Source organism: Cognataquiflexum nitidum (assembly GCF_022538055.1).
Lineage (GTDB): Bacteria > Bacteroidota > Bacteroidia > Cytophagales > Cyclobacteriaceae > Cognataquiflexum > Cognataquiflexum nitidum.
In genome coordinates this window covers 51,737-65,152 of the sequence record NZ_JAKZAM010000030.1, presented here as the reverse complement: position 1 = coordinate 65,152, position 13,416 = coordinate 51,737, and the positions used below count along the sequence as shown (strand labels likewise).

Sequence of the window (13,416 nt, the reverse complement as noted above, 5' to 3'; positions counted from 1 at the left end):
TATACAAGTTAAACCGAAGATATTTTGGAGAAAACCTGTTTGACCGAATGATTATTGCTGCGGTTCATCCATACGTGCATTGAAGCGGATACACATAAAAGATAAATTTTGAAGAAGATTAAAGATTTATATTTAACGATAAATTATTTTTGAATCAAAGATAATATTTCCTGTCAAGCTAATTTTTGTTTAAATTTCTATTTTATTTACCCTTAACTGAGAAAATACATGAAAAGAATATTAGTTTCCGGCGGTGCCGGGTTTTTAGGATCTCACTTATGTGAAAAACTTTTACATGAAGGGAATGAAGTTCTTTGTGTCGACAATTTATTTACCGGTCGAAAAGTCAATATTCACCACCTCTTAGAAAATAAAAATTTTGAGTTTTTGAGGCATGATGTCACATTTCCTTTATTCGTAGAGGTTGATGAGATTTATAATCTAGCATGTCCAGCCAGTCCGGTACACTATCAGTTTGACCCGGTACAGACTACCAAGACTAGCGTGATAGGGGCAATCAACATGTTAGGATTGGCAAAAAGACTGAAAATTAAAATACTTCAAGCCAGTACTTCAGAAGTATACGGCGATCCTGAAATCCATCCCCAACCTGAATCCTACAAAGGTTCAGTCAGTACCATAGGAATACGGGCTTGCTATGATGAGGGCAAACGATGTGCTGAAACTTTGTTTTTTGACTACCACCGACAGCATAAGGTGGATATCAAAGTTATGCGGATATTCAATACGTATGGTCCGAGGATGCATCCCAATGATGGTAGGGTAGTAAGTAATTTTATTGTCCAAGCCTTAAAAGGGGAGGACATTACAATTTTTGGAGATGGCATGCAGACCAGAAGTTTTTGTTATGTAGATGACCTCATAGAAGGAATGTTCAGGCTGATGAATTCCAGAAAAGGATTTACAGGCCCTGTGAATATTGGAAATCCTGGGGAATTTACCATGCTGGAATTAGCCCATAAAATTCTTGAAATTACAGGAAGTAAAAGCAAATTAAAGTTTTTGCCCTTGCCTCAAGATGATCCAATGCAAAGACAGCCAATTATTGATTTGGCCAAAAAAGAGTTAGACTGGGAACCGAGAGTGCAGTTGGAGGAAGGATTGATAAAAACCATCGATTACTTTCAAAAAATTGTTTCTTAACTCCCAAAATCTAAAAATCCTGCCTTCAAAAAAGCAGGATTTTTTTTTTAACCTATTAAAACTATCATTCAATTTTATCTTGATAAATCTTTTTTATCTTTAAGGCTACCGTTTGGGAATCAAACTCCATTTCTTGAATCCTTTGTCTTCCCGAAATCCGCCCATATTCCGTTGAAAAATTGATGGCCTTTTTCAATGAATCGGCAAATTCAGAAACTTCGTAAGTAGTTATAAAACAACCTGACAATCCGGAAGTGGTAATGGCAACATCTCCTACATCCGTAGAGACAATTGGGCAATTACAACAGAAAGCTTCTTTAATCACATTGGGAGAGCCTTCATGGAATGAAGACAAGACTAGAGCAGTTGCTGCACTATAATAGTATTTAAGATTTTCACTTTTCTCTTGAAAAACAGCATGTAATCTTACCTGATACCCTTCACGCTTCAAAAATTCCACTGCATCATTGGCCAGTGCAAAGTTTTTTTCAGGCCTTTGAGGATTAGATATAAAAATAAAATGATGGACACCTGATTCCCATCCCAGAAATTCTAAGGCTTCTCTTTTTGGAACTTCAAAAAACAGTTCGGTATCAACCCCGTTGGATAAAATGTAAGTTGGTTTTTTTCTTTTTGATAAAACCCCCTTCATCTTTTCATTCATAACTATAGCGCTTTCATAAAGATGATTTCCAAAATAATGGTTGATCCATAGGACCAGTCTATTTTTGAAAGAGATAGTCCCATCCTCGTTTTTATGCCCCAACATATCTGTACCCATCAGGGTCACTACCAGGGGTGATTTTCCCTTGGCAATTTGAGCAACCACACAACTGAACCCAAAATGGGCATGGACTAAATCAAACTGATTTTCATTAAGGTGCTTCCTGAGACGCAAAACATTTTTGAAATAGCCCCAAAAGCCATTTCCAAAAATCAAAAAGTGTTCAATTTCTACACCAACCTTTTCCAAGCTTAAAGCTTGTAAGTGAATAATTGGATTTAATCCTTGTTTTCTATTTCCACTTGATACAAATAAAACTTTCATGATGCGATGTTTCTGATTTTTGTTCTTTAAAGAATATACTTTACCGCGGAAGATAAAAAATTGGACTTTGTTAAATAATTTATCCAAAACCAATAAATGCTGATTTTCCGAAGAGAAAAGTACTTTTTTGGGTAATTATGCTATTTGTTAGAAAAAGACACTGGAATTTTAATTTCAAATTTATTCATTTGATTCTAAATACCAAAATTAGTACCTATGCACGCAAAGATGCCGGTAAAGTATAAGTCAATGTCGTTCTAGGCTTGAGGCTGAATTTACCATACATTATCCCGATAGCTGGATTCCTACTACTGTCTTCCCTGACTACAGGCAAGCCTTACGGCTGAAGAAGAATACTAAGTCCAAGATTAAAAAGCCCAAATCTGTGTTATTAATGGGGTTTTAAAAAATTTGTCTATGAGGTCTTGCGTGTTGTTATTTTTGAATTTTCTTCTTTTGTGAGGAATAAATTTGAGATACTCGAAAAATCCAAAAAATTGTCTTCTAGAACAGATCTTTGAATCTTTTTTTAAGTGTCATTTAGTTTATTGAATTTTTAAAGTGTCTTGTCAAATGTTTATCATTAACCTTTTTACATATTGGCTATTATTTATGTATTTGTTCTGGATTCTTCCAAAAATTTAACACAGATTTGGGATTTCTAAAGAGATTCTGAAATGAGAATTTTAATTGATATAAACCACCCCGCGCACGTACATTATTTTCGGAACTTCTATAAAATCATGACAGATAAAGGTCATCAGATTTTGGTGGTTTCGAGGAATAAAGAAATTGAACATGCTTTGTTGGAACACCACGGAATCCCGTTTGTGAGTAGGGGTAAGGGAAAAGACGGTAAAATAGGTAAATTTGCATATCTTTTATATGCTGATTGGGTGCTGTTAAAAATTTCCATTAAGTTCAAACCGGATTTATTTTTGAATTTTTTACACCCTTACCCTTCTCATGTTGCAAAGATATTAGGTAAAAAAAGTTTTGTCTTTAGCGATACCGAACATGCTGCATTGCACCATAAATTAACAGTGCCCTTTGCTACGAAGGTTTTTACCCCTTCTTGCTATCGTTTGAATTTAGGTCCGAAACAAATTCGCTTTGAGAGTTATATGGATTTTGCCTATTTACATCCAAACTATTTTATTCCAGACCCTTCTGTTTTAAATCTTTTGGGAGTAGATAAAAAGGATAAATTTGTTATTTTCAGATTTGTCTCCTGGGAAGCAGCCCATGATTTTGGTCATCAAGGGATGAGTATGGATAACAAGAGAAAAGCGGTAAAATTAGTTTCTGAACACGCTAAAGTTTTTATATCTTCTGAACGGAATTTACCGGAAGATTTAGAACCTTTTAGGATAAAGATTCCTGTTAATAAAATGCACGATTGTATCCACTATGCATCTTTGGTCTTTGGAGAAAGTGCGACTATGGCTTCAGAGGCTGCAGTTTTGGGTACCCACGCTATTTTTATGGACAATGATGGAAGGGGGTATACTGATGAGGAAGAAAAAAAATACGGTTTGGTATTTAATTTCACTGAAAGCATCAATGACCAAGAAGAGGCTATCAATAAAGCAGTAGAAATTTTAAAAAATCCTGATTTGGAAAGTGAAAGCAAAACTAAAAGAGAAAAATTACTTTCGGAAAAAATTGACACTACAGAATATATGATAAAGATAGTTGAAGAGGTTGAAAACAATAATTAATTGTTGTTATTCCTTCACTTTTACTGAATTCTAAATTAAAAAGTATGTATGTTCGAAATTCTGCCCTAGCAAAATTTTGTTTCAATTCACCTTGGTTTGACAGGCTCACCAGCCGCTGCTCGGTGTCCGTAAGTTTTATTTCTAGAGGAGGTTGAGGGAAATGCGGCGCGGCCACATTTTCCTTAACCTCCTAACAATAGCACCATATCCGGTGGCCGAGCGAAGTCGAGGCCGTTTGGTCTAAAAGAAATAGAGGTAAGAATGCGGATAATCAGATTAAAAAATATGTATGGCCGAAATGATTCCAATAGATAAGATTTCCATTTTAATTCTTGTCTGCATACTTAATTTTCCGATGCAACCTTACACCAAGACAGGCGGGGGCTTCCTATTTAGGTTTTCCGTACCAACTAAAGAAGAATATAGGGTTACTTGCAAAGAAGCGTATTTCCGTGGTTTTGATTTTGTGATGGCAACTTGGGTGAAATCGAATAATCAAAAAATATCGACAATTTAAATCGAATGAATATCGCTTTTAAAAATTGATAACATTTTGTATTTTGAATAATTTCCTAATTTAATATTATGTGTATCCGCTTGAATGCACGTGACAAAATTTGACAATACGTGTCAATTAGTTGTAGGTTGAAATCTGCTGTTGTTTCTTGTATAAAAATAGGAAACATTATGACAATACTTCAATTTCTACAATACTTTCCAGATGAAGAAAGCTGCGAAGTTTATATCAAAGAGAGCAGAGAAAAGGCGGGAATATACTGTAAAACCTGTAAATCCATTACTAAGCATTACTGGTTCAGTGGTGGGAAATTCTTTGAATGTAGTCAATGCAGAAGGAGGAGCTCCTTAAAAAGTGGAACTGTAATGGAAAAAAGTAAGATATCTCTTCACACCTGGATGTTGGCTTTTATCTTCATGTCAGCTAGTAAGAAAGGCTTTTCATGTCTTGAATTCCAAAGGCAGGTTAGCTTGTCAAGATATGATACTGCATTCAGACTGATGCATAAGATTCGTGCCATGATGGGTAAAAGGGATTCGCTGTACATCTTAAATGACATGATTGAGTTTGATGAATGCTTTGTAGAAGTTGCAACCAAAAAACAGGTAAAGCAGAACCTTAAACGAGGAAAAGGGAGCCAAAGGCAGGCAAAAGTAGCAGTGGCTGCCGAATCTACCCCGCTTGAAGATCCCAGAACAGGAAAGAAAGACAGAGCATGTGGATATTATAAAATGGAAGTACTAGGAAAAGTAGATTCAGATCATGTCAACAAATTCATCAAGAAGAATGCCGCTGGAGATATCGTCCTGTTTACCGACAAAAACACAGCCTATGTTGATATTGCAGATATTGTTGACACACATTACATGGTTGTTTCAGATAAAGTAAGTGTCAATGAAACCCTAAAATGGGTGCATAAGGGAATCAGTAACCTGAAAAGAAATCTATTGGGAATACATCACATGATCACGTATAAATATTTACAGAACTACATCAATGAATTCGTCTATAAGCTTAACCGAAGATATTTTGGAGAAAGACTATTTGACCGATTGATTATTGCAGCTGTTCATCCTTACGTGCAGTGATGCGGATACACATATTTAATATTAAATCATTGTAATTTTATTCAGTTTGGAATAGATATTGATGATGATTTTAAAATTTGTTTGCATTGGGCTCTAAAATGAAAAAAGAAAAAATTAAAATTCTTTTTTTTATCGGAACATTAGGTTCCGGAGGAAAAGAAAGGCGTTTGTTAGAATTGATGACGTACCTTAATCAGTCTGAAAATTTTTCTCTATATTTAGTTACCAAACAGACTGATGTGATGTTTGATAATTTTTTTAAATTAAAAGTGGAATGGATATCCTTGAATTCAAAAAAACTTAGTCTAGGTTCTTTTTTTGAATTTTCTAAAATTGTACGAAAAATTAATCCTGATTTTATCCATACTTGGGGAAATAAGTACACTTTTATTTCTATCCCGTCCAAATTATTTGGGAAAAACATCAAATTAATCAACAGTCAGATAACAAGTGCACCACCAAAACTTTCTTGGTCAGAAAGGTTAATTTCTCGTTTAAATTTTAATTTTTCGGACATTATATTATCAAATTCTTTTGCGGGAATAGATGCCTATAATCCTCCTAAATCAAAATCAGCAGTAATATATAATGGATTAAATTTCAAAAGGTTTATTGATTTGCCGGATAAAAAACAAATACGGGATAAGTTTGGAATTTCGACCGAGTTTGTGATTGTGATGGTAGCGAGCTATTCCCAAAATAAAGATTATGACAGGTTTTTTAAGGTAGGTCAAGCCTTGCAAAAATTGAGAAATGATACAAGTTTTCTTGGAGTCGGATACTGTGAGGATGATGAACCTTTTTTCAAGAATGCTGTTGCTTTATGTCATGGCTTTCCTAACTTGATACCCATTCCCGGTACATCTGAAGTGGAGGCTTTGGTCAATGCTTGTGATATTGGTGTCTTATTTTCAAATACTGAATTACACGGAGAGGGTATCTCTAATGCGATAATAGAATGTATGGCTCTTGGGAAACCGGTAATTGCAAATGATGCAGGCGGAACCAAAGAAATTGTAAAAGATGAATGGAACGGATACTTGATTCAAGATGAATCTCCTGATGAAATAGCGCTTAAAATCCATAACCTGCTAGGTCAGCCCGAAACTCTCAAAAAAATGGGTGAAAATTCAAAAGAAAGAATCTTACAAGACTTTTCTCTGAAAAAAATGGGGACAGAATTTGAAAATATTTACCGAACTTTGTCTTGATAAGCTTTATTTCTATATTTGCTGTGATTCGCTTTCACCCAAAACCAATTAAATTTTAATTATATCTTCTGACTTCATCAGATAAGTAATGTTATAATAAACCTCCGGCTTGGTCTCATTGGATTAATGAAATTTTTGGCTTTTTAGTATTGGATAGAAGTAATTTTGATGCTAACCTTAATTAAATATTCTTCGTTGATTAACATGTTGCATATTTATTTTTAAATTAATTTGCCCAAAATGGATAAAGTGGTTTTAGAAACATATTCAAAAAAAATTTCAGTTATTATTTCAGAAGGTGAGTCAGCTATAAGTCTCCTTCAGCATGAAGCTTTATCCCATCAATTAGCAACTTTACTTCGAGAATGTGGTAGGCCGAGTGTTTTTCAAGACTCTTCCTTTATTTTACCTTGGTATAAGGAGAATTTACAAAAATTTTATCCGGTAATTGTGGTGGCTTATGCGGGAGACCGATTGGTAGGAATGCTTACTTTGGCAAGAGAAATCCATGCATTTAGAGGAAGTTACTGTAATAAGCTGGTAGGGGCGGGTAATTTTTTTGCCCTTTACCAAAACTGGAACGTTTTGGATGAATATAGGCTGGATTTTTGGAATTTGGGTATTCAGTCCCTATTAAAAAAAATGCCTGGTTGTATTATCAATTTGAAATGTTTGCCGGACATAGAAATATTCCAAGCTATGGAAAATTTCCCCAAGTTCAGGAGAATGACAGTTTTAGAGAAATTCCAAAATCCTGTTTTAGATTTCAAAGTAGAGGGCTATGAAAAAATATTTGGAAAAAGACATTTCAAATCAAAAATAAACCGGCTCAACCGTGCAGGAAATGTAAAGTTTGAGAAGATAACGGATTTCAGGGTTTTGGAGAAGATTTTCCCTCAAATCGCCCAATATTACAGCATTCGACAAGGTGCTGCTTTCAACAAAATCCCATTTTCTTCCGGAATTCAAGATTGGAAAGTGTTTTTGGAATGGCTCAAAAATGACACCTTACACGTTACCGGACTATGGTTGGACGAGGTTTTGATAGGTGCCGTCATGATCATAAATGATTTTGGAAAGACTGCGCATTTGGCAGGATTGATCACCTATTCTCCGCGCCATGCCAAATTATCCCCCGGCTTGGTTCATTTATATTTGGTTTCTCAATTATTAAAGGAAGAATCCTATCATCATTTGAAATTATCTCCGGGATATGATGCGTACAAAGACCGTTTTTCAAACAGGCAAGAAGAAATTTATGAACTTTTAATTAGTAGAAACCAATTCCAAATCATCAAAAGGAAATTGAGAGGTTGGTTTAGAAAAATTCTATTGAATAGAGGAATAAGACCCAATGATTTTGAGGTTTTGTTAAGTAAAACAAAATCTAAATGGATAAATCGTTTTTGGGCTTTTCCCAAAAAATTCAAAAAAAGAAAAACAGGTGACCTTCTTTCAAGGTTAGATTCTTTGTCAGCAAAAACAGAAGATTCCTGTATTGATTTTAACAATGAGGCTCTAGATGCCTTATTATTAGTAGATGATAAGACTTTTGATGTAAGCCGGTGGGAGTTTTTGGATGATGCGCTTAAAAGATTGGAAGAAAATGAAAAATTTATATCCCATATAGTGAAAGGTAAACTACAAGTTTGTATTTGGTACAAGGATGGGGAATTAACAAGTCAAGACCTCACTATAAAGAATTTAGAAAAAAAGATAACAAAAATTTTCCTGTCCCCTAACTTTTAATTTGGTTCAAGTTAAAGTTGGTTAGTTGGTTTGAGAATAATTATTTTGCTCCTGTTCACCCTTTAAAGGATCAATTTTCAGTTTTTGACTGAAATTGTCAATTGAATAAATAATTTTTTAGGAATAATAAAAATTATTTTAGATTTGAGGGTTAGTTGTCTTTTTTATTCAAAAGTTTTTCATCTTTTTTGTCAACCCAATCAAAGATTATGAAATTGCCCAATACCGTAATCAATTTCCATGTCATTCAAAACACAGAATGGATGGAGGATATCCTGAAAATGTTAACTCGTCATTATACAATGGTGAGTGTCGAACAGTTGGAAAATTATTATTTCAATGGTTTAGAGCTCAAAAATGCCTGCCATATAACAGTTGATGATGGTGATATTAGTGTATACACGCATCTATTTCCTTTGGTAAAGAAATATAAGATCCCAATTTCCATCTATGTTTCTCCAACTGCTGTAATCTCAGGTAAAAATTTTTGGTTTCAGGAAATAATGGGCTATGACCTAGAATTGTTCCTGAAATATTATAATTTACTTTACCAAACCAACCACGTATTTATAAATAAACATCAGGTTTTTGGTCTGATTAAATCCTTGTCATTAAAAGAGATTCAAACCTTGATAGATGGTTTTAAAAAGGAAAACAAAATCAAAGACAAGCCTAGAAGATGCCTTGACGTCAATCAGTTATTGGAATTACATGAGTCAGGACTTGTAGCTATTGGCGCTCATACAATCAATCACCCGATTCTCAGGAATGAATCCTACGAAACTGTCAAAGATGAAGTTTTACGGTCGGTGATTGAACTTGAAAATTTGTTGAAATCAAAAGTTAAATTTTTTGCTTACCCAAATGGATTTCCTGGAATAGATTTTGGCGAAAGGGAGATGCGTATATTGGAGGAGTGTAATATAAGACTTGCATTCTCTACACAAAGCAAAAACTTTTCTAACCAGGATCATCCTTTAAGTGTCCCACGTAGGGGAATTACAAAGGGAGGTCCAATTTTTGTCTTGACTAAACTTGTATTAGGTGATTATTGGGATAGACTTAGAAGAATTTTAAAAGGAAGGCAAGAGCCTGATTTTAGGGTAAAATAATCTTGTTTAATCATTGTGTAAATGATGTCTTTTATCATTAGATTTCCAAAGGTTATAAAAGATAGTCTTATCGGGAATAATCGATTGATTTCAAATTGATTTTACTAAATTGCATTAAAGACCGCTGCTTGCACAGTTTTAAAAAGTAAAGCCATTGAAGTTTAGCCCGTCTAGTTCATATGGTACTATTTCCAAGATTCATTAAAATTGAAAAAGACAAATGTTAGTATGGGCACGCAGCCTATTATGATTATCCCATTAAACTATCTTAAAAGCACTAAAATCAGCGAATTAATTGAACTCAACTGTTTTTTTTAAAGGCTTCAATTCTATTGGATGTTTGTATTATCTAAAAGAGCAAAATAGAACAGGACTAATAAATGGGATCTCTCTTAATTTTTAAAATAGATGTTAGAAAATAAAATCGCTGTTCTTCGGGGAAATAGAGCGACATCATTATTTGATAACCCACAATTTTCTGAATCTTGGGACAAACTTTTTGAATCCTGTCCTTGGGCTACAGTTTTCCAAAGCAGAGATTTTGTTACTTCTTGGTTATATCATTTTCAAAATTATACACCCTATTTCATTACTGATTGGGATGGCGCCTCACTTACGGGGTTGTTGCCACTTGTGGAGTTTAAGGGTGAATTTACCGCCCCGGGCATTGATTTAGCTGAATACCAAGTTTGGCTAGCCTTCCCAGAAGACAACGAAAAGTTTATCAAGGCTGCATTAAGCCTGTTTAACAAAACCTTTCCAAAGGGAATTTTGTACCTAAAATACATTCCTGATACCAAACAAATTGAATTAGTAGGTAAAGACAGTTATTTGGCACCTCGCAGTGTCTGGAAGGCCTATCAAAGGCCAATGATGGAGGCTGACAAGGATTGGTTGCAACAAGAACTCAAGAAAAAAAACAGAAAAGAAAAAATCAACAGACTCAAAAGACTGGGGGAGTTCGAGTTTGTTCACCTCACTGATTTTGATGATTTCAATTCGGCTATAGAAGGTATGGCGTTGCAGAGTGATTTTAGAAAAGCTGCTTTATATAACAATTCATCTTTCCATGATGAACCAAAAAGAAAGGAATTTTTACTAAGCTTATTCCGGATGGGATTATTGCATGTTAGTATCCTGCGTGTAGGTGAATTTACTATCGCTGCAAATGCCGGAATCATGAGTAAAGGTATGGTTCACCTTCAGGGGATCAATTCTCATTCACCATTTCATTCTAAGCATTCTCCCGGCATCCTTCATTTTTTAATGCTTGGGGTCGAATTGGCTGATTCCAATATTCCCTTTTTTGATTTGACTCCAGGTGGTGCCGAGGGATACAAAAGTTTGTTGGCCAATAGGCATGATTTGGCCTATGAATTTTGGTATGGTCCAAGGTTCTATATCCTTGTTAAGAAAAACAAGCTAAAGATAAAGGCGTTTCTTAAGTCAAAACTCCAAGGGAAGAAAATTTTAGAAATGGATTTGTCCGATCCTAATGTATTGATACAACAATTGAAGAATAATATTTCTTTTTGGGTCCGTACTTGTTTAAAATTTTTAAAAAAAGACAGAATCAATTTGGTAAAAAACCAAACCAAACAGCTTTATTTTTCTTGGAAGAAAGAATCCGGTTCGATTGAAGTTATTCAAGATTCTAAACCAGATTTCAACACGGGCGAAATTTCTAAAAACAAGATTTCTGACCTTTTTTTATGGGAGAATAATGGATCCATAATTTCAAGAATGGAGCTTTTCCAAGACTGCTTGGCCCGGATTGAAAATGGTCAGGAGATGTTTACGATTGTAAGTGATAATGTTCTAAACGGAATTTGTTGGTGTATTCCTGCAACCTCCATTAAAGGGAATGTGGCAAAAAGCCAAGAACAACCAGATCAAATGCCTCTCCGCTTGTCTTGTTCTTATTATGTTATTGGAAAAGAAAGTCTGGTGATAAATTGCGTAGGTAAAATAATTGCAAATACCAAATCCCAACAAGTGCCTTTCTCAGGTTTTACACTTGAGTTGGCAAAGGACCAAAAAGAGTTGGTTCAAAGAATTTTTAGTTTAAGTACGTGGATATTGGATAAGAATTGATTTTTTTCACCATCCTCAGATGGGATAGTATAGGCCTAAAAGCTTATTTAAAATTGCCGCATTGATAAGGTTGATCACAAATAATTATCCTATTTTTAGCAAACAATATTGCCTAAGTTAAGAAATTTCGGAATGGAAGTGCCAAATAAAACCTATTCTGTCCTGATTCCTGATGGGGAAGGGGATTTTGTTATTTTAGACAACATCTTAAACTGTGTTTCTCAAATAAAAAACATTCGACTTTATGTCATGTCTAGGAAAAAGGTTTTCCCAATAGGGACTTTTCGTTATTCGAAATACGTATATCGATTTTTTGATTTCCCCGAGACCAATAATGACTTAGACTGGATAGCTAACATAAATAAAATAACAGAGAACCATGCAATAGATGTAATAATGCCAATTTGGGAAATAGGTATCAAAGCTATTCTTGAAAACAAAAACCTGTTGCAACATCCTGAAAAATTGGTTCCATTGCCCTCGAGGCATGATTTTGCAATTGCTAGTAGTAAGGCTTTATTGGCAGATCATTTAAATCGTTTTGGTATTCCTGGACCAAAAACAGTCCCTATGTCCTTAAATCTCCTTGAAGACAAGGATAGTTTTATGCTAAGATTTCCTGTTTTGGCCAAACCTCTGAAATCTGGAGGAGGCAAAGGAATTGTCAAGTTTAAGGATTATGAATCATTAGCCACGTACTTTAAGATAAATGGGCTGAATGAAGCTTACATATTACAAGAGTATATCAAAGGAGAAGATTACGGATGCAATTTGCTCTGTCATAATGGAGAAATTTTAGCTTATACCATTCAGAAAGGTAACTTATGGGACCCTGCGAAGCCTTATTCTTTTCAAATAGGACTGGATTTTATTTACAATGAAAAATTGTATCAGAATGTTAAAAAACTGATGAAATCACTCAATTGGAGTGGGATTGCGGATTTAGATTTGCTATATGATGAGGAAAATGATGTGTTTAATATTGTGGAGATTAATCCTCGGTTTTGGGGTACTTTGACTGCTGCCCTTTTGGCAGGAATAAATTATCCCCATCTCTTGATTCTCATGACAATGAAGCAAAAAATTGAACCCCAAGTTTATCAACACATACCTTATGTTAATCTTAGAGGCCTTAAAATTCTCTGTAAGAAAAATCTCGCGTTTATCTTTAAAACTAGATTTATTTGGAATAATAGTCCTTTAAAATATAGGTTGTATGATCCAGTACCATTTATTTATGGTTATTATATAAAGACTAAGGATAATATTGTCGGTAAAATTCAGGTACTTTTATGGAAAAATAAAAAATATAGTTAATTATTCTTTATGTATGTACGCAATGATGCAAGTAGATTTGATATCTATTTAAATTCTGCGCTATGGACTTAAATTCACGCTTAATCGGTCTTCCGACTTCGTTCCGATAGCGGAATTCCGTCCCGATTGTATAAGAATATAGGGTTACTGGCAAAGTAGCATAGAACCATATTTTTTTTTATAAAATCCCAATTATATACACGTGTATCCGCATTTTTGCAGGTCACCGACAGATTTCGGAATCTTCTTATTTAAAACTGGACTCCATATGTTCGAGATGGGGAGGGATGACGACGAACCTGTACAGGCCCTGGGCTAAGATAATTGATTAAATGGATGGCTTTAATATTTGTATTGTAGGTCATCTCGGCTTTTGGCTAAGAAAAAAATAGCTG

At 34.6% G+C, this 13,416-nt stretch carries 9 protein-coding genes; 8 read left to right on the top strand and 1 reads right to left on the bottom strand.

Annotated elements, in window-relative coordinates:
• Nucleotides 1–228: 228 nt before the first annotated feature.
• Nucleotides 229–1,164 carry a UDP-glucuronic acid decarboxylase family protein gene (locus MMU07_RS17725; RefSeq protein WP_241127897.1) on the top strand — a complete coding sequence of 312 codons (936 nt, stop codon included), beginning with the start codon at nt 229–231 and terminating at the stop codon, nt 1,162–1,164.
• A 64-nt stretch (nt 1,165–1,228) separates the two neighbouring features.
• Here MMU07_RS17725 and MMU07_RS17720 read toward each other — a convergent pair whose 3' ends face one another.
• Entirely contained in the window at nt 1,229–2,299 is a 1,071-nt protein-coding gene (locus MMU07_RS17720; protein WP_241127892.1) for a glycosyltransferase, read from the bottom strand.
• A gap of 590 nt (nt 2,300–2,889) precedes the next feature.
• Here MMU07_RS17720 and MMU07_RS17715 point away from each other — a divergent pair.
• The 7 genes from MMU07_RS17715 (at nt 2,890) to MMU07_RS17685 (ending at nt 13,021) form a co-directional block, all read left to right on the top strand.
• Entirely contained in the window at nt 2,890–3,933 is a 1,044-nt protein-coding gene (locus MMU07_RS17715) for a DUF354 domain-containing protein (protein WP_241127890.1), read from the top strand.
• A gap of 687 nt (nt 3,934–4,620) precedes the next feature.
• Nucleotides 4,621–5,538, top strand: a complete 918-nt coding sequence (locus MMU07_RS17710; RefSeq protein ID WP_241124649.1) for an IS1595 family transposase — start codon at nt 4,621–4,623, stop codon at nt 5,536–5,538.
• A 98-nt stretch (nt 5,539–5,636) separates the two neighbouring features.
• Nucleotides 5,637–6,749 (top strand): glycosyltransferase, encoded by a 1,113-nt coding sequence (locus MMU07_RS17705; protein WP_241127888.1) that lies wholly within the window; start codon nt 5,637–5,639, stop codon nt 6,747–6,749.
• A gap of 240 nt (nt 6,750–6,989) precedes the next feature.
• Nucleotides 6,990–8,498: a GNAT family N-acetyltransferase gene (locus MMU07_RS17700; RefSeq protein ID WP_241127885.1), complete on the top strand. Its 1,509-nt coding sequence runs from the start codon at nt 6,990–6,992 to the stop codon at nt 8,496–8,498.
• Between the two features lie 263 nt (nt 8,499–8,761).
• Nucleotides 8,762–9,610, top strand: a complete 849-nt coding sequence (locus tag MMU07_RS17695; protein ID WP_241127883.1) for a polysaccharide deacetylase family protein — start codon at nt 8,762–8,764, stop codon at nt 9,608–9,610.
• A 408-nt stretch (nt 9,611–10,018) separates the two neighbouring features.
• Nucleotides 10,019–11,704, top strand: coding sequence for a GNAT family N-acetyltransferase (locus MMU07_RS17690; protein WP_241127881.1), 1,686 nt, complete (start codon nt 10,019–10,021; stop codon nt 11,702–11,704).
• A gap of 108 nt (nt 11,705–11,812) precedes the next feature.
• On the top strand, nt 11,813–13,021 hold the full coding sequence (locus MMU07_RS17685; RefSeq protein ID WP_241127878.1) for an ATP-grasp domain-containing protein: 1,209 nt from the start codon (nt 11,813–11,815) through the stop codon (nt 13,019–13,021).
• Nucleotides 13,022–13,416 lie beyond the last annotated feature (395 nt).